General features: G+C 46.3%; 22 protein-coding genes. 10 read left to right on the forward strand and 12 right to left on the reverse strand.

Going from position 1 to position 25,252, the window contains the following annotated elements; genetic code table 11:
- The first annotated feature begins 11 nt into the window (after nucleotides 1-11).
- Entirely contained in the window at nucleotides 12-1,124 is a 1,113-nt protein-coding gene (thiH, locus tag VEA_RS02365; protein WP_005447249.1) for a 2-iminoacetate synthase ThiH, read from the forward strand.
- Nucleotides 1,125-1,257: 133 nt separating this feature from the next.
- Here the strand turns inward: thiH and VEA_RS02370 are convergent, their stop codons facing one another.
- Both VEA_RS02370 and VEA_RS02375 read right to left on the reverse strand, forming a co-directional pair.
- Nucleotides 1,258-3,048, reverse strand: a complete 1,791-nt coding sequence (locus VEA_RS02370) for an aminopeptidase P family protein (RefSeq protein WP_006743067.1) — start codon at nucleotides 3,046-3,048, stop codon at nucleotides 1,258-1,260.
- 202 nt (nucleotides 3,049-3,250) lie between these two features.
- Nucleotides 3,251-4,192: a LysR family transcriptional regulator gene (locus tag VEA_RS02375; protein ID WP_006743068.1), complete on the reverse strand. Its 942-nt coding sequence runs from the start codon at nucleotides 4,190-4,192 to the stop codon at nucleotides 3,251-3,253.
- Between the two features lie 140 nt (nucleotides 4,193-4,332).
- Between VEA_RS02375 and VEA_RS02380 the strand changes: the two genes are divergently transcribed.
- Together VEA_RS02380 and tsrA are read left to right on the forward strand one after the other, a co-directional pair.
- Nucleotides 4,333-5,493, forward strand: coding sequence for a multidrug effflux MFS transporter (locus tag VEA_RS02380; protein ID WP_041853009.1), 1,161 nt, complete (start codon nucleotides 4,333-4,335; stop codon nucleotides 5,491-5,493).
- A gap of 91 nt (nucleotides 5,494-5,584) precedes the next feature.
- Entirely contained in the window at nucleotides 5,585-5,869 is a 285-nt protein-coding gene (gene tsrA, locus VEA_RS02385; RefSeq protein ID WP_005397034.1) for an H-NS-like global regulator TsrA, read from the forward strand.
- A gap of 27 nt (nucleotides 5,870-5,896) precedes the next feature.
- Here the strand turns inward: tsrA and VEA_RS02390 are convergent, their stop codons facing one another.
- The 4 genes from VEA_RS02390 to VEA_RS02405 form a co-directional block, all read right to left on the reverse strand.
- Nucleotides 5,897-6,352 (reverse strand): DoxX family protein, encoded by a 456-nt coding sequence (locus tag VEA_RS02390; RefSeq protein WP_012841278.1) that lies wholly within the window; start codon nucleotides 6,350-6,352, stop codon nucleotides 5,897-5,899.
- 10 nt (nucleotides 6,353-6,362) lie between these two features.
- Nucleotides 6,363-7,121, reverse strand: a complete 759-nt coding sequence (locus VEA_RS02395) for an HvfC/BufC N-terminal domain-containing protein (RefSeq protein ID WP_006743070.1) — start codon at nucleotides 7,119-7,121, stop codon at nucleotides 6,363-6,365.
- Nucleotides 7,118-7,987, reverse strand: coding sequence for an MNIO family bufferin maturase (gene bufB / locus VEA_RS02400; RefSeq protein ID WP_006743071.1), 870 nt, complete (start codon nucleotides 7,985-7,987; stop codon nucleotides 7,118-7,120). Before bufB ends, VEA_RS02395 begins: the two co-directional genes overlap by 4 nt.
- An 82-nt stretch (nucleotides 7,988-8,069) precedes the next feature.
- Entirely contained in the window at nucleotides 8,070-8,330 is a 261-nt protein-coding gene (locus tag VEA_RS02405) for a BufA1 family periplasmic bufferin-type metallophore (protein WP_031780600.1), read from the reverse strand.
- Nucleotides 8,331-8,610: 280 nt separating this feature from the next.
- Here VEA_RS02405 and uvrD point away from each other — a divergent pair, with 280 nt between their 5' ends.
- A complete protein-coding gene (gene uvrD, locus VEA_RS02410) occupies nucleotides 8,611-10,785 on the forward strand; it encodes a DNA helicase II (protein WP_005397027.1) in 2,175 nt (724 codons plus the stop codon).
- Nucleotides 10,786-11,544: 759 nt separating this feature from the next.
- Here uvrD and ggt read toward each other — a convergent pair.
- The 4 genes from ggt to rarD form a co-directional block, all read right to left on the reverse strand.
- A complete protein-coding gene (gene ggt / locus VEA_RS02415; RefSeq protein WP_006743072.1) occupies nucleotides 11,545-13,311 on the reverse strand; it encodes a gamma-glutamyltransferase in 1,767 nt (588 codons plus the stop codon).
- 98 nt (nucleotides 13,312-13,409) lie between these two features.
- The gene (locus VEA_RS02420; protein WP_006743073.1) at nucleotides 13,410-14,081 is read right to left on the reverse strand and encodes a LysE family translocator; all 672 of its coding nucleotides are present in this window, start codon (nucleotides 14,079-14,081) and stop codon (nucleotides 13,410-13,412) included.
- Between the two features lie 101 nt (nucleotides 14,082-14,182).
- Nucleotides 14,183-14,980 carry an AraC family transcriptional regulator gene (locus VEA_RS02425; protein WP_006743074.1) on the reverse strand — a complete coding sequence of 266 codons (798 nt, stop codon included), beginning with the start codon at nucleotides 14,978-14,980 and terminating at the stop codon, nucleotides 14,183-14,185.
- A gap of 73 nt (nucleotides 14,981-15,053) precedes the next feature.
- The gene (rarD, locus tag VEA_RS02430; RefSeq protein ID WP_006743075.1) at nucleotides 15,054-15,971 is read right to left on the reverse strand and encodes an EamA family transporter RarD; all 918 of its coding nucleotides are present in this window, start codon (nucleotides 15,969-15,971) and stop codon (nucleotides 15,054-15,056) included.
- 174 nt (nucleotides 15,972-16,145) lie between these two features.
- On the opposite strand from rarD, the gene recQ reads away from it, so the two are divergent.
- The 3 genes from recQ (at nucleotide 16,146) to VEA_RS02445 (ending at nucleotide 19,247) form a co-directional block, all read left to right on the forward strand.
- Nucleotides 16,146-17,981: an ATP-dependent DNA helicase RecQ gene (recQ, locus tag VEA_RS02435; RefSeq protein WP_005397012.1), complete on the forward strand. Its 1,836-nt coding sequence runs from the start codon at nucleotides 16,146-16,148 to the stop codon at nucleotides 17,979-17,981.
- Between the two features lie 9 nt (nucleotides 17,982-17,990).
- Nucleotides 17,991-18,296: a DUF3630 family protein gene (locus VEA_RS02440; RefSeq protein ID WP_012841280.1), complete on the forward strand. Its 306-nt coding sequence runs from the start codon at nucleotides 17,991-17,993 to the stop codon at nucleotides 18,294-18,296.
- A 282-nt stretch (nucleotides 18,297-18,578) separates the two neighbouring features.
- Nucleotides 18,579-19,247, forward strand: coding sequence for a 7-cyano-7-deazaguanine/7-aminomethyl-7-deazaguanine transporter (locus VEA_RS02445; RefSeq protein ID WP_005397008.1), 669 nt, complete (start codon nucleotides 18,579-18,581; stop codon nucleotides 19,245-19,247).
- 180 nt (nucleotides 19,248-19,427) lie between these two features.
- Here the strand turns inward: VEA_RS02445 and gppA are convergent, their stop codons facing one another.
- The gene (gppA, locus tag VEA_RS02450) at nucleotides 19,428-20,921 is read right to left on the reverse strand and encodes a guanosine-5'-triphosphate,3'-diphosphate diphosphatase (RefSeq protein ID WP_006743078.1); all 1,494 of its coding nucleotides are present in this window, start codon (nucleotides 20,919-20,921) and stop codon (nucleotides 19,428-19,430) included.
- Between the two features lie 19 nt (nucleotides 20,922-20,940).
- Entirely contained in the window at nucleotides 20,941-22,260 is a 1,320-nt protein-coding gene (rhlB, locus tag VEA_RS02455; RefSeq protein WP_005397003.1) for an ATP-dependent RNA helicase RhlB, read from the reverse strand.
- Nucleotides 22,261-22,371: 111 nt separating this feature from the next.
- Here rhlB and trxA point away from each other — a divergent pair, with 111 nt between their 5' ends.
- The 3 genes from trxA to VEA_RS02470 all read left to right on the forward strand — a co-directional run bounded on the left by trxA (nucleotide 22,372) and on the right by VEA_RS02470 (nucleotide 25,251).
- On the forward strand, nucleotides 22,372-22,698 hold the full coding sequence (gene trxA / locus VEA_RS02460; protein ID WP_004745500.1) for a thioredoxin TrxA: 327 nt from the start codon (nucleotides 22,372-22,374) through the stop codon (nucleotides 22,696-22,698).
- 196 nt (nucleotides 22,699-22,894) lie between these two features.
- Nucleotides 22,895-24,154 carry a transcription termination factor Rho gene (gene rho / locus VEA_RS02465; RefSeq protein ID WP_005378757.1) on the forward strand — a complete coding sequence of 420 codons (1,260 nt, stop codon included), beginning with the start codon at nucleotides 22,895-22,897 and terminating at the stop codon, nucleotides 24,152-24,154.
- A 104-nt stretch (nucleotides 24,155-24,258) separates the two neighbouring features.
- Entirely contained in the window at nucleotides 24,259-25,251 is a 993-nt protein-coding gene (locus VEA_RS02470) for a hypothetical protein (protein ID WP_012841282.1), read from the forward strand.
- The last annotated feature ends 1 nt before the right edge of the window (nucleotide 25,252 follow it).

A 25,252-nucleotide genomic window follows, 5' to 3' on the forward strand; every position in this document is an offset into this window, starting at 1 on the left:
GCGAGGAAAACATGAGCTTTGTTGAGCAATTTAAGCAGCTTAATTGGGATGACATTTCGATGTCGATCTATGCGAAAACAGCACAAGATGTCGAGCGAGCATTGAATAAACCCAAGCGTGATTTGGAAGACTTTAAAGCGCTAATTTCACCCGCGGCTGAAGCATACTTAGAGCAAATGGCGCAGTTGTCATACTCGGCAACTCGCAAGCGGTTTGGCAATACCATGTCGCTTTACATTCCACTGTACCTTTCTAACTTGTGCGCCAATGCTTGTACTTATTGTGGCTTCTCGATGGAGAACAGAATCAAGCGTCGTACCTTGAATAGGGACGAAGTGGCTGCAGAAGTTGAAGCCATTAAACGCATGAAGTTCGATAGCGTATTGCTGGTGACTGGCGAACACGAAACCAAAGTGGGCATGAAATACTTCCGCGAAATGGTGCCTATGATTAAGCAACGCTTTAATTATTTGGCGATGGAAGTGCAGCCGCTAGATCAAGACGAATACGCAGAGCTCAAGACATTGGGTTTGGATGCGGTTATGGTTTATCAAGAAACGTATCATCCTTCGACTTATGCTGAGCACCATTTACGTGGCAATAAGATGGATTTCGAATACCGATTGGATACACCCGATCGTCTTGCAAAAGCGGGCATCGATAAGATCGGTATTGGCGCTTTGATAGGATTGGAAGAGTGGCGTACAGATTGTTTTTATGTGGCAGCGCACTTGGACTATCTTGAGCGCACGTATTGGCAGACTCGTTACTCAATTTCTTTCCCGCGTTTGCGTCCTTGTGAGGGCGCGCTCCAACCAAAATCAGTCATGACGGATAAGCAACTTGTTCAGTTGATTTGCGCTTATCGTTTGTTGAATCCAGAAGTGGAGTTGTCGTTATCGACGCGTGAGTCACCGAAGTTTAGAGACAACGCATTGCCGTTAGGCATCACCAGTATGTCTGCTGCATCGAAAACTCAGCCGGGTGGTTATGCGATGGATGATGTTGAACTCGAGCAGTTTGAGATCAGTGATGAGCGAAGTGCTGGTTCTGTGGAAGATATGATTCGAGCCAAAGGCTTTGACCCAGTATGGCGAGACTGGCACTCGGCGTATTCTGGTTAAGCAACAAATAAAGCAACTGGTCATCGTTATGTTTCACGTGAAACATAGGAAAAGAAAGAGGGTTGATGCAAAACATCAACCCTCTATTTTTCTAGCTTCTAGCTTCTAGCTTCTAGCTTCTAGTTTCTAGCTTCTAGCTGTGTGCTACAGGTAGCGTTGCTTGACGAAGCCACTCTTTAACATCACCTTCGACTAGCGGGCTGATCTCATCCCATACTTTCTGGTGGTAATCATTCAGCCAAGCAAGTTCTGGACGAGTTAACATATCAACATTGATGTTGCGTTTGTCGATTGGGCAGCGTGTTAGTGACTCAAATGACAGAACAGGGAAGTCACCGTTAGTTGGTGTTTCAACAACAAGCTCTAGGTTTTCAATACGGATACCAAACGCATCTGCACGGTAGTAACCTGGCTCGTTGGATAGCACCATACCTTCTGTTAGAGGCACGTCGATTTGCTTTTTCGAAATGCTCGCTGGACCTTCATGAACACTTAGGAAGTGACCAACACCGTGACCAGTACCGTGATCGTAATCGTAACCTTCCGCCCATAGGTGCTGACGAGCTAGAGTATCGATTTGATAACCACGTGTGCCTTTCGGGAAACGAGCTCGAGCAACGCCAATATGACCTTTCAGCGCCAACGTAAATTGCTTCTTCATTTCTGAAGAAGGTTGACCAATCGCGATAGTACGCGTGATGTCGGTAGTGCCATCGAGGTACTGACCACCTGAGTCCACAAGGTAAAGCGTGTTCAGTTCTAACTTACCAGGTTCAGGTTGGTTCTCGTGATTGTAGTGACACATGGCCGCGTTGCCGCCCGCGGCTGAAATGGTATCGAAGCTGAGATCCATTAGCGTAGGGTCTTCGCTACGAAATGCTTCCAGTTTGTCTGCTAATGTCGCTTCGTCATGCAGGTTACCAGCAGCAACTTCCGCATCTAACCAACATAGGAACTTGCTCATTGCCACGCCATCGCGGATATGACACGCCTTCATACCGGCAATTTCAACCGAGTTCTTCGCCGCTTTTGGCATCAGACATGGGTCTGCTGCTGCAATCACGGACGCACCAGAGTTTTGTAGTACTAGCTTAAACCAAGCGTTACTGATTGCAGGGTCAACTAATACCTTTTTACCTGTCATGGCTTCAAGGCGAGATTGAAGTGCTTCTGGGTGGTGAACGGTCACACCGGTGCCTACGTGAGCGTCAAAATCAGCAGGTAGACGAGCAGGTTCGAGGAAGTATTCCACGCTTGAATCTGAGTGCAGAATCGCGTGAGAAAGCAGAACTGGTAGGCGTGATACATCCAAACCACGTACATTCAGCAGCCAACAAATAGAATCTAATGCTGTGATCACAGCGCTATCTGCTCCCGCTTTTTTTACCAGTTGGGCGATCTCTTGACGCTTACTCTCACTTGATTGACCGACGGCTTCTGTTGGCATCAGGCGAACATCAGAGACAACAGGCGCTGGGCGGTCATGCCACAACTCATCAATTGGGTTGTTGGTCAGAATATTTAGCTCAAGCTTTCCAGCCAGTTTAGCTTGTGCCATGTCTAGCCAAGCTGAGCTGTGCATACGAGGATCGATTGCGACAGATGCGTTTGTTGGCAGGTTGTCTAGAACCCAATCTAAAGCTGGTTCTTCAATAAGGTGACGATATTCAAATAGGTCACCAGGGACTTGTTTGGTGACTTGAACGGTATAGCGGCCATCAACAAAGATAGCGGCTTTGTCTTTGGTGATTACCGCAGCACCAGCAGAACCAGTAAAGCCTGTTAACCAATGTAAGCGCTCGTTGTGCGCTGGGACGTATTCACCCAAATACTCGTCCTCGTGCGGAACCAGTAGGGCATTAATATTATGTTGTATAAGCCATTCGCGAATCGCATTCACGCGGCTGAGAGTTTCGTTGTGCATCTGTTTTATTCCTTCAAATTACCGCTCCTTCATGCTCAGGTGTGGGAGCTGTTTCCTTCTGCTTCATGCAGTTTATGATCAACGCAAGTTTGCAATGACTTAGGTTGAGTCGGAGTACAACTAGGCCATAGATGAGCCAAAAAGGACTACGACAGTTAAGCTACTCATTTTACCCGCTAAGCGCAAACTGAGAGCGGTATTTTTATCTAAGGTGATCGGTTTTTTGTGTGATCATCGTACGTAGCCAACCCAATGCAGGGTCGTTTTCTCTGTCTCGGTGCCAGAATAAAGTGTAAGCCATAGGTGGAAATTCTAGCGGGAGTGGTAGTACGACCAAATCAAGCTGTTTAGCAGCGAGCTGCACAAAATGGCTTGGGGCGGTAAAAATAAAGTCAGTGTAGGAACATAAACTTGCGGCACTATTAAAGTCCGGAACGGTGACGGCAATATCGCGGTCGGCTCCAATATCGGCAAGGCGATAATCTAACAGCCAACGGTCGTTGCCGTCACAACGCACTTGTACGTGACGCAGGGCGAGATACGCTTCGAGGTTCCAAGGCTGTTTTAATGCTGGGTGATTTTTGCGAATAATACACATCTGGTGATCTCGATAAATTTCCAGTTCGCATATGTCATCGGGTGGCAGCAGAGTCAGCTTGGCATCATTAATATCGATATCTTTTCCAGTTAAGCCTAAGTCTAGCTCGCCACGTTGCAGCATTTTAAAAGTATTATCGGACCAAGGGTGAGTGCTGATCGTTACCCCAGGGGCTTGCTGAAAAATCGCCGGTAAGAAATGAGGTAGAATCAGAGGGTAAACACTTTCAACCGCTGCTATTTGAAAACGGTATTCGCTACTTTGTGGAGAGAACTCTTCTGGTTGAGTCAGTACTTCTAACTGGTTTATCAACAGATCCAGTTTCGGCTTAAGAAACAATGCGCGCGGCGTTGGTGTTAATCCATGCGAGTTTCGGGTGAAAAGCGGGTCATCAAATTGGATGCGCAGTTTAGCCAGTGATTTGCTCACGGCAGACTGACTCAAGCACAGTCGGTGGGCGGCTCGGGTGACATTTAACTCTTCTATCAAAACTTTAAAACAGACCAATAGATTTAAATCGATACGAGCCAGTTTTTCGACGTTCACGGTGAATTTCCTCTAAGGAATAATGCTCATGATTATACATCATTTCCATTCATATCATCAGATGATTAAGCTCTATCCAAAGTTCTTTATCCAATTCGGAGTGTTGTGTGCCTAGCCAGTTTTCTAATAGTAAAAAACAGATGGCGTTATTGACCCTTTTGGTTCTTTTCAGTCCTCTTGCGATTGATATTTATCTACCTGCTTTACCTCTTATTGCTTCCACTTTTCAGGTCGATAATGCGCTAGCACAAGACACGATCACTTGGTTCTTATTTGCGATGGGTGTCGGGCAACTGTTTGCTGGCCCTTTGGCAGATAAACTCGGACGTCGAACTGTTGCATTGGGCGGTATCACTATCTATGCGATGAGCGCTTTATTGGCGTGGAGTGCTCAAAATATTGAATGGATGTTGGTTTCCCGACTGCTACAAGGCTTAGGTGCTTGTGCGACATCGGTAGCAGCCTTTGCAACAGTTCGCGATATCTTTGGCCCGGAAAAAAGCGGCAAAATGATCAGCTATCTTAACGGCGCGATTTGTTTTATTCCGGCATTAGCTCCAATTCTAGGTAGCTGGTTAACTCAGCAATTTGATTGGCGAGCTAACTTCAGCTTTATGGCTGGCTTTGCCGTTGTGTCCGGTTCATTGATGTTTTTCATGATGAAAGAGACCAACCCATCAACGGAAAAGCAAGCCGTGTTTAAGCTCAGCCGTTATTGGGCAGTGCTTAGTACGCCATCTTTTGTCTTCCATGCTTCACTGTGTTTAATGGCAATGGCGGTTATTCTCGCGTATGTCACCTCGGCGCCATCGATATTGATGACAGGGATGGGGTTGTCGATGAATGAGTTCACCTTCTGGTTTGGTGTAAATGCAGTGATCAATATTGCGGCTTGTATGCTTGCACCTAAGTTTATGGAGCGCGTTGGCACGCACAACACCTTAGTTACGGGGATCTCGACTCTGGGCCTCGCAGGTGTGATCATGCTAGTGATGAATGGTCAGAATACCGCGCTTTCTTTTATGCTACCTATTTTCATGTCGTCAGTGGGTTTTGCATTCATTCTGGGTGCAGCAGCAGGAAAAGCATTGGAACCGTTTGGTGACAAAGCGGGTACGGCTGCGGCACTGCTTGGGTTGTTCCAAATGAGTGGCTCTGGTTTGTTGGTTGGTACGTTGCAGCGTTTATCTTTGGAACCTCAAACACTGATCGCAATTCATATGTGGGTGCTGTTGCCTGCGTTGGTGGTTCTGTTTACAAAAGCAGGTAAGAACTGGCATTCAAGCTTTGCGAAAGCGTAAATCAGTGTAATTTAGTATTTTCCAATGTAAGTAAGGCGTGTATATTTGTCGTTCAGACTTTTCCTGACACCATAACGGAACTCAAAAAGTAATGTCGTTAACCACGTATGAAATGGCTCGTATTCTAGAGCAAATGGAAGATTCACCAGAAAAGGTGATGTTTGGCAAGTTGCTTAATGAGCTGGGTAATCAAAGCTCCGAGCGTATTCGTAGTGCGGCTAAACAAGTACCTCTGCCAATTTTGCGTGATATCGTGTACCAATTCCAGCAAGTGATTGAGTCGCGCAAAGGTGAACAAGTTGAGCTGTTGGCAAAAGATCTTGCTCAACAGGGCATCTCAGCTGATGAGCTTCTTGCTTACTTAAATAAACAATAAAAAGTCCCCGCCACTGCGGGGATTTTTTTATCGCGTCAACTTGTTCTTTATAACATGGTCAATAGAGATAACTCCCGGTCCCCATACGATGACCACTAATATCATGAATCCCCACAATTGATGGTCATAGAACCCTTTTTCCCAAAGTACAGGGTAAGAGATGACCGCGATGATATTGAACACAAACAGAATCGCAGCCATCGGGCGGGTAATTAATCCCAACGCTAAAAATACTGGCAGAATCAACTCGGCAGCCGTTCCCATGTAGGCCGCTAACTCCCAAGGCAAAAGTGGTACTTGGTATTCCAATTCGAATAGATACAGCGTGCTATCCCAAGAAGAAACTTTGATTAACCCTGAATTGAAGAACACCCATGCAACCCATAAGCGACAAAAGAGAAGTAGTAAAGGGACAAAGCCAGCTTGTAAGGTATTGATCAAGTCGTCGTACCGATTGACTAAGTTTTTAACCGTGTTCGTCATAGAGTGCTCCTTAGATTGATTTCAATGTAAAGCCGTCAACGAGATCGAGTGCCATGATGCTATTAAGGTGAACGAGTAAAGTTTCGGGTATTTCGCTCAAACTCTGCTTCTGCTCTAAACATTGCAGCAGTTGAAAAACATCGGTATCGAGTGCGTGACATTGAGCTTCTCCATTGGCTTGAATCGAGATGACACCTCGCTGTAATTGATTGATATTGAGCTGTTCAAAATCTTGGTGTTGAATCGCATGAAAGAGATCAAATACGGCGTAGTTTGAGTCAAAGCTGCGGCTGCCAGTGCGCAAATGAAACACCAATTGAGGTTGTTGTTCTTCCGTCACTTGGGCAAGTGCAGATAAAGGGATTCGATTTGGTTTTTCGACTTTCTCATTCTGTATTTGTCGAGCTAAGTCCATATGCCATTCAAACCTTGCGACTTCAGGAGTGTACTGGGCTTGGGTCATGACCTGACTAAACTGCATAATCGTATCTTGAAAGCCCACACCATAATGTACGACATTACCTTCTGCTAAGGGGTGAGAAAGTACGTGTTGGCGAGCAATTTGATCGAAGCACTCTTTTCCAACTAAGGCTTCAACCATTGGGTAGGTTGCTGCCAATACCTCACTCAAGCTGATGATAAAGTTATTGCAGTAAATCTGTATGCGTTCATCTGCGGTAAACTTGTCACTCACAATGTCGCATTCTTCACCGAGCGCTTGATAATGTAGGGCTTTAGCAAATTGACTCTGCAAGGTCGCAAGATTCATGACGCTTTCCTTTTGCTCTTTTGGTCAATTAAATGATTTTTCTGCAATAGTGAGGATGCTTTTTCTGCTTCGCCAAGGAGGATTTCTGGTGCAGGAATATCCAAATCCCATTCAATCAGCGTATGGCGAGGGCCGTGTTTTTGTGTCCAACTAACGAACAGCTGCCATACTTCATCACTGACGGGACGGCTATGAGTATCAATCCAAATCTCACCTTTATCCAATGCCTTAATAGTAAAACCTGCCAAATGAATCTCGTCGACTTTGTCGGCTGGAATCGCATCTAGGTATGTGTCGCAATCAAAACCGTGATTGAAGGCGGAAACATATACGTTATTTAAGTCGAGTAATAAACGACAGTCGGTGCGCTTTTGCACTTCGGTAAGAAAGTCCCATTCACTGATGGTTGAATGGTGAAACTTCACATAACTAGATGGGTTCTCAATTAAGATTTCACGTTGTAGATGTTCTTGCACTTCAAGCACGTTACGAGTGAAGACTTGCAGCGCTTCTTCCGTGTAAGGCAAGGGAAGTAGGTCATTGAAGTAGTGACCAACATTTTCACTCCAACTTAAATGGTCAGAAACGAAGAGCGGGTCAACTGTATTTATCAATGCTTTTAGTTGCGCTAAATGTTTCGGGTTCACACGTTCCACCGAACCCAGCGACAAACCAATACCGTGGCAACTAATTTGGTAGTGCTCGCGTAATGCTTGTAGTTGATGGCGCTCTACTGAGTTGGGCTGAAAGTAGTTCTCGCTGTGGATTTCTAGCCACGACAGCTCAGGTTTGTGTTGGCTAAAATAATCGAGATGAGGGGAGCGTAATCCAACGCCAGCAAGAGGATGGAAAGAGTGATGTTTCACGTGAAACTCCTTTTCTGATTGGCGAGTAACTGGGGGCGTTGGTTAAAGTGCAACGCGCCCCACAGAAACTTGTGATGTTGAGTTATGAGCCACTGGTGCTACCGCCAGCCAATTTGTCACACAATCCTTTAGGAACGACAACAAAAGCATCTTTTTGGTTGTCTTCTTTAGAGGTGCCCGCGCAAGAGCTGTTTTTCGTTGCGCAGTCATTTTTACCGGCTTTCGCCACGCCATAACACTTTTCTTTTTCTGCTGCGACAGCAGGGGCTGCGGTGAGCATGGTGCCACCAAGAGCAAGAAGTCCAGTAACAGCAGCAGTAACAGCAAGATTCGATTTTTTCATCATAATTTCCTCTGAGTGATTTCCTTTTACTTTCATTCGGCAAGTCGATTCGCCGTTTGGCGTACAACCTTTATCCACTTGCTTAAATTAAAAGATAGAGATGAGGCAGAAAAACTTTCATAAAAATAACTCTCGCGAATGGTTTTGGGGTGATTACCTTCGTTAACTCTTTGAATGAAAGATTAAAAAAACAACGAATTTTTTATCAAGTTTTGTCTAAACAGCACCCAGCTGTTTAGGTTATAATCGGTTTTTATGTATAAATAACCAGTAGCTCATCATGATGGATCCATCTCTATTACTCGACGGTCTAAACGATAAACAGCGTGAAGCCGTTGCAGCTCCTCTAGAAAACTTACTTGTCCTTGCTGGTGCAGGGAGTGGTAAGACTCGCGTTCTTGTTCACCGTATCGCTTGGCTTATGTCAGTCGAGCAAGCTTCTCCTTTCTCGATCATGTCGGTCACCTTCACCAATAAAGCGGCAGCAGAAATGCGTGGTCGTATTGAAGAGTTGATGATGGGCAGTGCATCTGGCATGTGGAATGGGACTTTCCACGGTATTTGTCACCGCATTTTGCGTGCACACTATCTTGATGCCAAGCTACCGGAAGATTTCCAAATCATAGACAGCGATGATCAGCAGCGCTTGTTAAAGCGTTTGATCAAAGCACAAAACTTGGATGAAAAGCAGTGGCCTGCACGCCAAGTTTCATGGTGGATTAATGGTAAGAAGGACGAAGGATTACGCCCATCGCATATCGACGCTTATCACGATCCAGTGACCAAAACTTATTTGCAGCTGTATACCGCTTACCAAGAAGCGTGTGATCGTGCTGGCTTAGTGGACTTTGCGGAAATTTTGCTGCGCGCGCATGAGCTACTGCGTGACAACAAGTTTGTGCGTGAACACTACCAAGCGCGCTTTAAGCATATCTTGGTTGACGAATTCCAAGACACCAACAACATTCAATACGCTTGGCTACGCATGATGGCTGGCCCAGATTGTCACGTGATGATTGTTGGTGACGACGACCAGTCAATTTATGGTTGGCGCGGTGCAAAAGTCGAGAACATTGAGAAGTTCACGCTGGAGTTTCCGAGCGTGAACACCATTCGTCTCGAACAAAACTATCGTTCGACCAAGACGATTCTTGAAGCGTCCAATACCTTGATTGCGAACAACACTGAACGTATGGGTAAAGAGCTGTGGACGGATGGCAATGTGGGAGAGCCGATCTCGGTTTACAGCGCTTATAACGAGCTTGATGAAGCGCGCTTTGCGGTCAATAAAATCAAAGAGTGGCAAGAGAATGGCGGCGCATTGAATGATGCTGCGATGCTGTATCGTAACAACGCGCAATCTCGTGTTTTGGAAGAAGCATTAATTCAGGCAGGCTTACCGTACCGTATTTACGGAGGCATGCGATTCTTCGAGCGTCAAGAAATCAGAGATGCGTTGAGCTACTTGCGTTTGATGGCGAATCGCAACGATGATGCCGCGTTTGAACGTGTCGTGAATACCCCAACACGTGGTCTGGGCGATAAGACGCTAGAGACTATCCGTCGTGCAGCTCGTGATAGAGGGTGCACTATGTGGGAAGCCAGTCTGGCAATGCTCGATGAGCAAGTATTAACGGGTCGAGCAGCTGGTGCGTTAAGTCGTTTTGTCGAATTAATCACCGCGTTGGAAGACGATACACTAGAAATGCCATTGCATGAGCAAACGGACCACGTGATCAAGTACTCGGGTTTGTTTGCGATGTATGAGCAAGAGAAGGGCGAAAAGTCTAAAGCTCGCATAGAAAACTTGGAGGAGCTGGTTACCGCCACTCGCCAATTCGAAAAACCAGAAGAAGCGGAAGAAATGTCTCTGCTGACGGCATTTTTAACGCATGCGGCTCTGGAAGCGGGCGAAGGTCAGGCGGACGAATTTGAAGATGCAGTCCAACTGATGACGCTGCATAGTGCGAAAGGTTTGGAATTCCCATTGGTATTCATGGTCGGTGTGGAAGAAGGTATGTTCCCAAGCCAGATGTCCGCTGAAGAGGCTGGGCGTTTGGAAGAAGAGCGCCGTCTGTGTTATGTGGGTATGACGCGCGCGATGCAAAAGCTCTACATTACTTACGCGGAAATGCGTCGCCTATATGGCCAGGACAAATACCACAAACCATCGCGCTTTATTCGTGAATTACCAGAAACGTGTTTGGATGAAGTGCGCATGAAGGCGCAAGTGAGTCGCCCTTCAAGTAGTGGACGTTTTAGCCAAACCGCAGTAAAAGAAAACTTCAATGAGACTGGTTTTTCACTAGGTTCTCGTGTGATGCATCCGAAATTTGGTGAAGGAACAATCATCAATTTTGAGGGCAGTGGCCCACAAAGCCGAGTGCAGATTGCTTTCAATGGTGAAGGCATTAAATGGTTAGTCACCGCTTACGCGAGACTGGAGAAGCTGTAGGGCTTTGTGAAAAAATGAACATAAGAGCTGCTTCGGTGGCTCTTTCTGTTTTGGCTGTTTTGAATCAACAAAATGCTGAAAGATAGGGAGCTAAATGACGCTATTCGAAAAGGCTCTTAGTCTAAATCGCTTATCTTTAGACAAAGAAAAACCCCGAGGGCTTACGCCCGTCGGGGTTATAGTCTTACTCGCAGCAATCCAGCTACTAAAAGTGCTCCATGCATCAAATCCTTGATAGCGTGCTGCATTCCTTCAGCTTAATCCTTTCGTCGCCTTCCTAGCGGTGTCCTTGACCTTATCCTGGTCTGCTAACCATCCTCGTTAGCTCTCATCACTTGTTCCCTGAGCGGTGTCCATGACATCATCCTGATGTTCAGTCCTTTCCTCGTCCAGAGGTGTCCATTTTCCGTCCTTAGTAGCAACCGTCCTAGTTACTATTGATTCCGTTCAATGTCCAGTTTTGCAATCCATGCCCGACTATTCATCCTGAATACCCGTTTCTTCTTCCTGAAGTCCACCAAATCCGTGGTGTTTCCTGTTCCGTGTCAGCATCCTTCCGACAAGGTTCATATTACGCTCTTCACGATTCTCAACAATGGCCGAAGCCCACATTTTTCTCAATCAAAAGCGTTTGAAAAATAAACATGTTTATATTATTCAATATCTTATGTTTGTTTCTGGGCTGTTTTACCATTAAAAAAGAGAGGTTTGCTCCACTCCTTGTGAGAGATCTCGCACAAGGAGTCGAGCAAAACAGGCCTATTTGCCGATTGCTGCTCCTTCTCGACGAGGATCTGCGGCACCTTCTAGTCCATCTTTTGTTATGCGTATCGCATGCAGTCCAGAATTCAAATCACGAACATTGGTTTTAAAGCCCATCTTCTCCAGCTCTGGCTGTAAGCCTTCTGCAGCGGTACCTTGCTCAATATCTAAGGTGCCAAAACGGTCGAGTAATCGTGGTTGATTGATAGCTTGTTGGATATTCATATCCCATTGCGTGTGGGCAATGATGGTTTGCGCCACGTAACCGATGATTCGACTGCCACCCGGAGAACCTATCGCCATGTAAGGTTTGTTATCTTTCATCATAATGGTCGGGGCCATTGAAGATCGTGGACGCTTGCCTGGTTCTATGCGGTTGGCGATTGGGATTCCGTCGTTATGAGTACGGAAAGAGAAATCGGTCAGTTCATTATTGAGCAAGAAGCCACGCACCATTAAGCGCGAGCCAAACGCATTCTCAATGGTGGTCGTCATTGAAACCACATTGCCTTGCTTATCGACGATATTGAAATGGCTGGTGGAAGGGAGTTCAATGGACTCGTCCATGCTTAATTTCATTGCGTGCGACCACGGAGGATTGCCCGCTTCAACTTTGCTTAGTGCTTTGCCGACTTGGATCAGCTCTGCTCGCTGCTGGAGGTAGCTTTCATCAAGCAAGCCTTGCGTTGGCATCGGCACGTAATCTTGGTCTGCCATGTATTTACCACGGTCAGCAAACGCTAGACGCGATGCATCGGCGAGTACTTGCCAAGATTTAATGCTGTTAGCCCCCCAGCCTTTGAGATCGTACTGTTCAGTGATCGCCAAAATCTGACCAATGGTGAGCGCGCCAGAGCTTGGTGGTCCCATGCCGCAAATGTCATAGCTTTGGTATGCTGCACAAACCGGCTCACGTTGTCTGATTTGGTAGGTATCAAAGTCGGGTTGGGCTAATACGCCGGGGTTACCCGGCGCGTTTTGTACCGTCTTGATAATGTCTCTGGCTATGTCCCCATGGTAGAAGGCTTGGGCGCCTTGCTTAGCAATAGCACTCAGCGTTTGTGCGTATTCAGGGTTTTTTAATAGCGTACCTTCGGTTTTTGGCGAGCCATCCGAGTTAAAGAAATAGGCTTTTGTTACTGGAAAGCGTGATAAACGCTCGGCGTCTTTTTCTATCAAGCTTGCTAGGCGAGGACTGACTTTGAATCCTTGCTCCGCAAGCGAGATAACAGGCTGAATGATCTTTTTCCATTCCAGCTTGCCGTATTTCTGGTGGGTATCCCACAATAGTTTCACGGTGCCTGGTGTTGCGACAGAGCGTCCTCCAACCACGGCATCGTAGAATTGCAATGGCTGACCGTTCTCATCTAAAAATAGCTTTGGCGTTACGGCGAGGGGGGCGGTTTCACGTCCGTCGTAAGTGGTCAGTTTTTGCTTTTCACTATCCCAATACACTAAGAACGCACCACCACCAACGCCTGATGACTGGGGTTCAACTAAGCCGAGCATCAATTGCACCGCGACCATGGCATCTATCGCATTCCCGCCTTGCTCAAGTACGTCTGCACCCGCTTGAGTCGCCAGTGGGTTAGCAGCGGTAACCATATAATCTTTAGCTTTGACCAGCTGCTTTTGCTCAATGCCAGTGCTGTGCTCTGGTGCGACCGAATCTGCAGCTTGGTTAGCGAAGGCTTGTCCAGTGAAGGTGAAAGGGGAAGTAAGAAAAAGACCCGAGAGTACGAGTCGGTTAAATGTCCATTGCATGATGACTCTCCATGTTGCCAACTAAGGTTATTCAGCTTGGCAGCCACGGAGATAGTCGTCGAGTTTCCTATTAAAGAAATGTCGAGTGTGCGACGCTTTTAAATCAGAGAGTTATCGAGAAAGGAGCGGAAGGTTTGCACTAAAATACTGCTGCCAACTAGGGTAAATACCACACCACATAAACCATCTATATAAATGCCGGCTTGCTGCAATCTTGTTTGCAAGCGCTGCGTTGACAGCATCCATGCAAGGCTAGAAAACCAGAGTAGCGACAAACCAAACAAAATCACCAGAGCAATTCCTTTTCCTGTCACCGACATGCCCACTGGGACAAGGCTCGACATTAAACTCACAAAAAATACTAAGGCTTTGGGGTTGAGAATATTGGTTGCGAACCCCTTGGTAAACGCCTGACGTTTATTACCGATCACAAGGTTACTGTTTTTGCTTGGCTGATCAGAAAGTGGTTTTTTGATCGTCGCGATCACGCCGCGCAGTGCACCGATACCCAAATACAACAGATAGCTGCCCCCAAGCAATTGTAAGACGGAGTAGAGCAGAGGATGCTGGTGAACTAAATAGCTCACCCCAGTTAGGCTGAATAAAGAATGCAGCAAAATACCGACTGATAAGCCAAGCGCAATGTATAAGCCAGTTTGACGGCCATGACGGGTGGCATTTTGTACCACAAGCGCAAAATCCGGACCTGGGCTCATTAAGGCAATGAAGTGGATACTGGCAAGCGTTAAAAGGATAGTCGATTCATTCATAACACATCTCAAAACATAGTGGATATGAGCTATTGTCGTGATTCTTATTCGGTAGTGCTTGTAAAAAACTAGCAGTACTGAATACCACAGCGTATGAGGTATTAGCGTGCCACTTGTGAAGGCGAGACGCCATAGGTTTGTTTAAACGCTTTACTAAAGTGGGCCTGATCATAAAAACCCACTTGATAGGCGACGTCCGTACCACACCATCCTGCTTGGAGTAGTTTCATTCCTTGCTCTAATCGCAAGCGAGCAAACCAAGCGTAGGGAGTCATCCCCGTTTGCGCTTTGAAATGGCGTTGAAACTGCGTGGGGCTCAGTTGGCAGAGCTCTGATAGTGCATCTAAACGAACTGTTTGGTCGAGATTCGCCATTAAGTAATCTTTTAAGGTATGCAAAGACTGTTTTCCAAGCGGAACCACTTTTTGCCTCGCGAGTGATCCGTAGCGATCAAAAAGTTGATTAAATCCTTCAAAAGGAAGGCAATCTTTGGTGAGTTGGCTGAGGTTCTCGCGGCGAAGAAGAGCATGCAAGTTACTAAGTTGTGAAAATATCTGTGGATCTGAGATGATCAATTCATTAAAGCGGATTATTTGACCATTTTGACTAAGATCGGCAAGATCGCTGAGTAGGTGCGGCTCGATCGCAAATACATTCACTTCATAGCCACTTTCGAGCTTAGAGTGCCCGTCGTGCAGTTCATCTGGCGGCATAATTACGATTTGCCCATGACCCACTTGATGGCTACAGCCTTGATATTGGAACTTTTGCGTGCCATGCGTGATCAGACCGAGGTGAAAATCCAGATGATAGTGCCTTTGAAAAGCAAACTTCTGGTATTTCGCCTCGATCAGGCTCAGCTGATCATGGTCGGTTGCGTAGTATTGAATCTGTTCCATTACATACAAAAAAGCTTGGTCACATTATGACCAAGCTTATCTGGCAATTTCTAACTTGTCTTGTAAAAAACGATCACTGTGGCTGAACGATTCGGCGTGAGCGACGGTTGTTGCGCAGTCCATCAAAGCTAAATACGACTAGCGCTCCCCAAATAAAGGCAAAGGTAATCGCTTTATCCATGGTAAAGGGTTCGCCATACATCAGTACTGCAAGTAAGAACATCAAGCTTGGGCCAATGTACTGGAAAAAGCCCAATGTTGATAATTTGAGTCTTGTTGCCGCACCCGTAAAACAAAGTAGGGGCAGTGTGGTAATCACCCCTGCTGCAATCAACAAGCTATTTAATGCTAACGGGTTAGTGAGCATATTCGACGTTGGGGTTTCTGCAATAAACAGCAGATACACGGCGGCGACAGGCAGAAGAAGTAATGTTTCGATAAACAATCCTGTTTTTGCATCGACACTGACTTTCTTCCTTAAGAGGCCATAGAAGCCGAAACTCATTGCTAACGCCATCGCAACAACGGGCACGGAGCCGAATACAATCAATTGGACCAGTACACCACAGCCCGCTAATACGACAGCAAACCATTGCAACTTACGAAGTCGCTCTCCCAAAAAGACCATGCCGAGCAAGACATTGATTAATGGGTTAATGTAATAGCCTAAGCTCGCGTCAAGCATATGATTGGAATTGACCGCCCAGATGAAAATCAGCCAGTTTCCGCCAATTAATACAGAACTTGCGATCAGGTAAGCGATCTTCGTTTTGTCTTTCGCGATGTAGTAAACCGAGCGCCAGTGACGGCCAAAGTGAAGGAGTGCGGCAAGCAAAAAGAAAGACCAAATCACCCGGTGGCTCAGAATCTCCAAAGGGGATACTTGTGCGATGGATTTAAAATACATCGGCGCAATGCCCCACATGGTATAGGCACCAATCGCCAGCAAGATACCTTGCCGAGCGCGTTGTTGTTCGTCTTCTGGTGTCATGAGGTGTCACCTAATTGTGTGTTTATAGAGCAGAAAATCAGTATACGAGTCGTGATGCGAAACACCTAGCAATTTGCGGTTTTATTCACCACGAAACCCCATTACAATGTGCCCTCACTTTGTGTGCCTGGGCATGCAAAAGCATTTCTACGATCACTCAATCTGAGATTATTCATGACCTCAACCTTGCTAGCCGAACAATCAGATACGCCTGTAACGCCTCAACGTGTGTTGGAGGAAGTATTCGGTTACCAGACGTTTCGTGATGGTCAGCAAGAAGTTATTGAAGCCGCTATCGAAGGCAAAGACAGCTTGGTCATCATGCCGACTGGTGGTGGTAAATCTCTCTGTTACCAAATTCCGGCGTTAGTGCGCTCAGGGATTACCTTGGTGATTTCACCGCTGATTTCATTGATGAAAGACCAAGTTGATCAACTGAAAGCCAATGGTGTAGCAGCGGAGTGTGTGAACTCGACCATGAATCGAGAAGAGCTACTGAGTGTGTATAATCGCATGCACTCTGGTCAGCTTAAGCTAGTGTATGTTTCGCCAGAGCGCGTGTTAATGCGTGACTTTATTGAGCGCTTAGAAAACTTACCCTTATCTATGATCGCCGTGGATGAAGCACATTGTATCTCTCAGTGGGGACATGATTTTCGCCCAGAATACGCGGCGTTAGGTCAGTTAAAGCAACACTTTTCGCATGTGCCCTTTATGGCACTCACAGCCACCGCCGATGATGCGACGCGTCGTGATATTCTAGAACGCTTACGCTTACATGAACCTCAGGTGTATCTAGGAAGCTTTGATCGTCCCAACATTCGTTACACCTTGGTGGAAAAGCACAAACCGGTTTCTCAAATCATTCGCTATCTAGCCACCCAGAAGGGAAGCTGCGGCATTATTTACTGCGGCAGTCGTAAGAAAGTTGAAATGGTGACCGAGAAGCTATGCAACAACCATATCCGCGCTGCTGGTTATCATGCAGGGATGGATACGGAAGAGCGAGCTTACGTTCAGGAAGCTTTTCAACGTGATGACATTCAAATCGTCGTTGCGACGGTTGCATTCGGTATGGGTATCAATAAGCCAAACGTGCGCTTTGTCGTGCATTTTGATATTCCACGTAACATCGAGTCCTATTATCAGGAAACCGGTCGAGCAGGGCGAGATGGCCTGCCTGCCGAAGCGATGATGCTATACGACCCAGCAGACATCAGTTGGTTGCGTCGTATGTTGGATGAAAAAGATGATGGACCGCAGAAGCAGGTAGAAAGCCACAAACTCAATGCGATGAGTGCTTTTGCGGAAGCGCAAACCTGTCGTCGTCAGGTACTGCTCAACTATTTTGGAGAGTATCGCGAAAAGCCGTGTGGTAACTGCGATATCTGCCTGGACCCACCAAAACACTTTGATGCGACCGAAGAAGCGCGTAAAGCGTTGTCGTGTGTTTACCGCGTTAACCAAAGTTTTGGTATGACGTATGTGGTTGAGGTGCTGCGTGGGATGCAAAACATTCGTGTGCGCGAACACGGCCACGATAAAATTTCGACTTACGGCATTGGTCGTGATCACAGCCATGATTACTGGGTGAGTATCTTCCGCCAGTTAATTCATAAAGGGCTGCTATTTCAAAACATCACTCGTAACTCGACGTTGCAATTAACCGAAGAAGCACGTCCATTACTACGTGGTGATGTGTCTTTAGAACTTGCAGTTCCACGTTTAGATACCGCTGCACGTGCCGCGAAGTCGGATAAACTGACCAGCAAAAACTACGATAAGAAGTTGTTTGCCAAACTACGTAAGCTACGTAAGTCGATCGCCGATGAAGACGGTTTGCCACCATACGTGGTATTCAGTGATGCGACCTTGATTGATATGGCAGAAATGCTGCCAACGTCATACGGCGAAATGTTAGCGGTTAGTGGCGTTGGTCAACGTAAACTAGAAAAATACGCCGATCCATTCTTGGATCTGATCCAAGAACACATTACTCACCACGGATAAGGAATCCATATGTACAAGGAATTTGGTCTCGCTGATTACATTGTTGAAGAAGGGCGTCTTATTATTACCGCTCCAAGCTTCGACCTCGATACTTTTCCGGCATTGGGTGAGCGTTTGGTGAAATTATTATCTGCGTCTGTGGTAGAAAAACAGTGGGATGCGGATATTCACTCTTGGTTGATCGATTTTGAAGGCTGCCGCTTGTTTATGAAAGCGGAGCACTACAGCGAAGCGATTTGGTTTGAAGCGCTAACAATAGAAGAGAGTAGGGAAGAGCTCGACTATTTAGCCGGATTGTTCCAACGCGGCTTCTAAATTCAAGTTATCTATTCTTTAAAGGGTGTTTCACATGAAACACCCTTTCTTATTTTTGCATCAAAGCCCTTGGTTTTGACGTGATGTTCGCGAAGAAACGTTTGCGTATAAAACACCGCTTGTGAGTAAAATTGGTTAATGTATAATCGCCCACCGCTTTACTCTGAATGAGTTAAGCTAGTTTAATCGTCATTTTTTACATTGTTGGTAAGAGTGCTTTTCTCTGTAGAAAACGCTCGATTTGGGTTCCCTCGCCCCCAAACCAAACTAAAAAGGTATCGCATGAGTAACTTTACCCCTGCGCAGCAGCGCAACGCCCTTATCTATCTGGTTTTATTTCATCTAGTCATTATTGCATCCAGCAATTACCTAGTTCAGCTACCGTTTACTATCTTTGGCTTACATACCACCTGGGGTGCATTCACCTTCCCATTTATTTTCCTTGCGACGGATTTAACCGTACGTATTTTCGGTGCTCAGTTGGCGCGTAAGATCATTTTCTTAGTAATGTTGCCTGCTTTGGCTGTCTCTTACTTCTTATCGGTGGTGTTCTTCGAGGGGCAGTTCCAAGGTTTTGGTCACTTAGGGGAATTTAACTTATTCGTTGCTCGTATCGCGATTGCTAGCTTCATGGCGTATCTACTTGGTCAGATTATGGATGTGCACGTGTTCAACCGCCTACGTCAAATGAAACAGTGGTGGGTGGCCCCAACGTGTTCAACGCTTTTTGGTAATGCACTGGATACCATCGCCTTCTTCGCGATTGCGTTCTACCAAAGTCCAGATCCATTTATGGCGGAACATTGGACGGAAATCGCGCTGGTGGACTACGGCTTTAAGTTAGTGATTAGTCTTGGTCTGTTTGTGCCTATGTACGGCGTACTACTGAATTACTTAATTAAGAAGCTAACGGCAGTGAACCCTAACTTTAAAGTCACTACGACGGCATAGTTTTCATCAGTTAATAGCAACAAGGCCGCTTTTAATAGCGGCTTTGTTGTTTCTAAAGCAAATGTACAGCGAAATGAGTATTTAGATCATCGGTGTCTCAAAACTCTATGAGTTGTACATAGGATAATAACGGGTATTAAAAAGGCTCCAGAAGGAGCCTTTGTCATGGGATAACAACCATTAATCAGAGTTAATCGTTAATGGCCAACCGATATCAGTTTGACGGTTGGATTCGATTTCTAGCTCAGCGGCGGTCAACGGGTTGGCCGCTAGCCACTGCGCATCAATGTTTAATGTTAGGTTGTCACCTTCAGCCGTTAATACGACGTTTGGCTCTAAGTTTTGGTTGCGACGGTGAGTCAACAACACCGCTAAGCGCAACAACCGCAGTACGCGCTTGGCACTTGAGCCTGATAACGCGTGTTGCTCAGGCAGTGAGGTGAGTTGTTCTCGATAACGACGGGCAATCTCACCAATAAAGAACTTCTGCGCGCGAGTGTAGCCAGGTAAATCCAGATTCTGGAGTAGGTAAGCACTGTGCTCACCGCCTTTTTTGAAATCGATCGTTAAGCCGATTTCATGCAGCTTTGCGGCGGTTTCAAGCAATATCTTGCCTTGAGGTTCCGTAATCCACTCATCGCCGCCGGCTTGCTCCAACAGTTTGCTTGCCAGTGTCGCAACTTGTTCACCATATTGGTGATCGAGCTGATAACGATTTTGTACGCTGGCAATTGTGCGAGCACGGATGTCTTCTTGACGTAGCTCTTCAACCATCTCGTAGACTAAGCCTTCACGTAGTGCGCCGCCCGCGAGTGTCATCGCGTCGATTTCCAGTAATTCAAAAACGGCAATCAAAATAGATAGGCCACTAGGGAATACTAACGCACGTTCAAGCGTTAAGCCTTCAATGTCGAGCTCTTCTAAATGATCGGCTAACATGGCTTGCTTCTGCAGGCGTTTCAATTTGGAGTGAGTGATTACTTCGTCCATACCTTGCGCTAGCATTATCTCTTGCAATGCCTGAACGGTGCCTGATGCGCCAACGCACACATCCCAACCGATTTCTGTATAGCGTTCTAGAATTGGCTGGATTGTCTGCTTTGCGCCTTCAATTGCTGCGTCAAAGTTACGCGCATTCAACTGGCGATCTTTAAAGAAGTTTTCCAGCCAAGTCACACAACCCATTTTTAAACTGGTCAGTGCTTTGGCTTCGAAACCTTCACCGATGATGAGCTCGGTACTTGCGCCACCAATATCGACCACAAGGCGGCGACCGCTGCCTCCAGAAGTGTGTGCGACACCTTTATAGATAGTGGCCGCTTCTTCTTCACCGGAGATAACGTCGATTGGTTGACCAAGAATCTGGTTCGCTTTCTCCAGAAACACATCTACATTCGTGGCGGTACGTAAAGTGGCTGTGCCTACAATACGAATGTTTTGTTTAGGAATATCCTGCAAGCGTTCCGCAAATAGACTTAAGCAGTCCCATCCTCGCTGCATAGCTTCCATACTAAGAGAATTATGTTCATCTAGGCCCGCTGCTAGACGAACCTTGCGCTTAATTTTAGCCATTGTTTGAACGCTGCCATCGATATGACGCACAACGAGCATGTGAAAACTGTTCGACCCGAGGTCGATGGCGGCGTATAGCGGCGATGATCCTGCTTGACTCATAAACGAACTCAGTTTCCTTTTACGATTGTTTTGGTGCCGATTGACGCGGTTGGCGCGGACGACGTCCTTGCGGCTTGCGGTTACCTGAACCTGAACGAGTACCGCCAGTATTCGTACGACGCTGTTGGTTGCGTGGCGCACGCATACGAATTGGCGCTGGCAGATCTTGGATCAGCGCTGACGAATCGTATTCTGAAACTGGGATAGTGTGCTCAATGTATTCTTCGATTGCAGGCAGGTTAATTGCGTACTCTTCACAAGCAAAACTGATCGAGTGGCCGCTTGCACCAGCACGACCGGTACGGCCAATACGGTGAACGTAATCTTCACAGTCGTCAGGAAGGTCGTAGTTGAAAACGTGCGTCACTTGAGGAATATGCAGACCACGCGCAGCAACGTCAGTTGCAACAAGAATGTCGACATCACCTTTGGTGAATTGCTCAAGAATCTTTTCACGTTTCTTCTGCGGTACATCACCAGTAAGAAGACCGACACGGTGTCCATCGGCAGCCAAGTGACCCCAAACCGATTCACACTTGTGTTTCGTGTTCGCAAAAATGATGGCGCGATCTGGCCATTCTTCTTCAATCAAAGTTTGAAGGAGGGCCATTTTATCTTCGTTAGAAGGGTAGAAAAGTTCTTCCTGAATACGGTGACCAGTTTTCTGTTCTGGTTCTACCACAACATGCTCAGGGGTGTTCATGTGCTCAAATGCCAGTTCTTGAACACGGTAAGAAAGCGTCGCTGAGAACAGCATGTTCAAACGCTCTTTTGGCTCAGGCATACGACGGAACAAGAAGCGAATGTCTTTAATAAAGCCAAGATCGAACATGCGGTCGGCTTCATCCAGAACAACGGCTTGAATGTTGTTAAGGTTGAATACGCGCTGTTTGTAGAAATCGATGATACGGCCTGTCGTACCAATCAGAATATCGACACCATCTTGCAGCTTATTCAATTGCTTATCGTAGCTTTCACCACCGTAAGCCAAAGCGGTTTTTAGACCAGTGCTCTCAGTTAATGCTTCTGCATCATTGTAAATCTGAATAGCAAGCTCACGTGTTGGTGCCATAATGATTGCGCGTGGCTGCGTAGGCTTACGACCTTCATGCTCTGGTGTCGTCAGAAGGTGGTTGAATGTAGCAGTAAGAAACGCGAGCGTTTTACCAGTACCCGTTTGGGCCTGGCCTGCGATGTCTTGGCCGGTGAGCAGGACCGGCAACGCCAAGGCTTGGATAGGGGTACAAAATTCGAACCCTTTTTTGTCCAATCCTTCAATAACTTGGGGCTTTAAGCCCAAATCGGCGAACTTTTGCTCTGTGATATGCGTCTTTTTCATGGCTATAGAATATCAGCTAAAGCTTGCAATACGAAAGTAAATACATTCCAATAGGGCATCTAATTACTGGTTATCATCCAACCAGTTTCGAAAAACACATTGGAGTGGAAGATGAGTGATAAGATTTTGCAGCTAACTGATGACGGTTTTGAAAACGATGTAATCAACGCTGCAGGCCCGGTTCTAGTGGATTTCTGGGCAGAATGGTGTGGTCCTTGTAAAATGATCGCTCCTATTCTGGACGAAATCGCAGACGAGTACGAAGGCAAACTCACTATCGGTAAACTAAACATCGACCATAACGCAGGTACACCACCTAAGTTTGGTATTCGCGGCATTCCAACGCTACTGCTATTCAAAGACGGCAACGTAGCGGCAACGAAAGTTGGTGCTCTGTCTAAAACTCAACTAAAAGAGTTTTTGGACGCAAACTTATAATCACCAAGTGATTACAGATAAAACCGTGCAAAGTAACAACGCACGGTTTTGTTTTTCTAACTCTGGACTAGAATACTAATTAGTGCTAACTTATCGCGCGTTAATTGAACAAATTTCTCTTCTTGGTCGATCCTGAGACCAAATCCATCTTAACTAGAAAACAGATCTTATTTTGACTAAACAAGAATCCACCACCATGAACCTTACCGAACTGAAGAACAGACCTGTGTCTGACCTTGTAAAACTGGGCGAAAGCTTAGGATTAGAGAACCTAGCTCGCTTAAGAAAACAAGACATCATCTTCGCGATTTTAAAAGCGCACGCTAAAGGCGGCGAAGACATCTTTGGCGATGGGGTTCTGGAAATTCTGCAAGACGGCTTTGGTTTCCTACGCAGTGCAGATAGTTCATACCTTGCGGGTCCGGACGATATCTACGTATCACCAAGTCAGATTCGTCGCTTTAACCTACGTACTGGTGACTCTATCGCTGGTAAAATTCGTCCACCAAAAGACGGTGAACGCTACTTTGCCCTTCTAAAAGTCAATACCGTTAACGACGACAAACCAGACAACGCTCGTAACAAGATCCTATTTGAAAACCTTACCCCTCTGCATGCAAATGAACGCATGGTAATGGAGCGTGGTAACGGTTCTACAGAAGACATCACAGCACGTGTTTTAGATTTGGCATCGCCTATCGGTAAGGGTCAACGTGGTCTGATTGTTGCTCCGCCAAAAGCGGGTAAGACAATGCTTCTGCAAAATATTGCTCAAAGCATCGCATACAACCACCCAGAGTGTGAGTTGATGGTACTTCTTATCGACGAACGTCCAGAAGAAGTAACAGAGATGCAGCGTCTAGTTAAAGGTGAAGTAGTCGCGTCGACTTTCGATGAGCCAGCATCTCGTCACGTACAAGTAGCGGAAATGGTAATCGAGAAAGCGAAACGTCTTGTTGAACACAAGAAAGACGTGGTTATCCTGCTTGACTCTATCACTCGTCTCGCTCGTGCTTACAACACCGTAGTACCTTCATCAGGTAAAGTACTGACAGGTGGTGTGGATGCAAACGCACTACACCGTCCTAAGCGTTTCTTTGGTGCAGCACGTAATGTTGAAGAGGGCGGTAGCCTAACGATCATCGCAACGGCACTAGTAGATACTGGTTCTAAGATGGATGAAGTTATCTACGAAGAGTTCAAGGGTACAGGTAACATGGAACTGCACTTGAACCGTAAGATTGCTGAGAAGCGTGTATTCCCTGCGATTGACTTCAACCGTTCAGGTACACGTCGTGAAGAGCTACTGACGAAGACTGATGAACTACAGAAAATGTGGATTCTGCGTAAGATCGTTCACCCAATGGGCGAAATCGACGCGATGGAATTCCTCATTGATAAGCTAGCGATGACGAAGACCAACGATGAGTTCTTCGATGCGATGCGTCGTCAGTGATAGCTGAGTCCTTATTCTAAAAAAGCCACCGTTAACGGTGGCTTTTTTGTTGCTTTCTCCCGATGGAAGCATCAGAATGAGGAAAATGTTATCGGGAGGTTAACATGCAACAAGGAATGTTGTCGTCATTACTCCTGAGCTTGTCACTTATCACACTACCCGCGACGTTATCTGCCAAGGAAATGCAGGAGTCTGTAGTAGAACAGTGGCTTCAGGATACTCAAATACAGGCTAAAGTCTCTGAACTGCTTGATTACGTTGTCAGGGATGAAGTCGACTCGCTTAAATTTGCCCTTGATCGACTAGCTTTACCTCAACAAGAGGTCGTGCGTTTTCGGTTATTGGAAAAGCTTGAGAAGCAAGATGTGATTCTCACGCCTAGAATGGCTCTGTTTGTTGAGTCTCAGATCCGTATGACTCCTACTTATCAGGTTCTAGAGCGAGGGGACGGGTATGAGTTTAGTGTGCCTGCCTTTAACTTTCCTGCCATTGCGAGCCGCTTGATTAAGCGTTGGAAGCAAGACCAAAGTACCTTGGACTTTGTACTACAAGCTGAGCGAAAAGAGCTCGACTTAAAGCAATGGCTTACAGGGCAATCTCAACAAGTTCAGGCGCGTGAAGCACTTTTGATTCGAGAGTTGGACAGCTTATCACCGCATGCGCTTGCCGCATTAACCACTCAGTTAACCAAAGCGAATGTGACCAGTTGGCTACCATCGACAGCCGTGATCGTGAGATTAGCGCAAGTAAGTCAAGATGAGGAAGTGTACAACTTACTCTGGCGGATGAGAGCGGATTACAACAGCCAGTCCGAACTCGAGCGTTTAGCTACGGTTGGGGACGTTTTTTCAATTCAGCAATTGATGAACTCCACCGTCAATCCGTCACTCAAACCAGAAGCCATTAGTCTACTTACAAAGTCCAACCCTTTATCTCCGCAAGTGAAACAGTTTCTAGTGAGCAAAATGGCACTATCGGAAGAAGCTACCATGGTCGCTCGAGAGCTGGCGCAGCAAGGGCATCAAACCTGGTTGGAAGAGTTAGTCTCTAACAACCATCAAGTGAAGACTCGGCAGATAGAGCAAGTATTAAAGTAAT

It is taken from the genome of Vibrio antiquarius (genome assembly GCF_000024825.1).
In the GTDB taxonomy this organism is placed as follows: Bacteria; Pseudomonadota; Gammaproteobacteria; order Enterobacterales; family Vibrionaceae; genus Vibrio; species Vibrio diabolicus.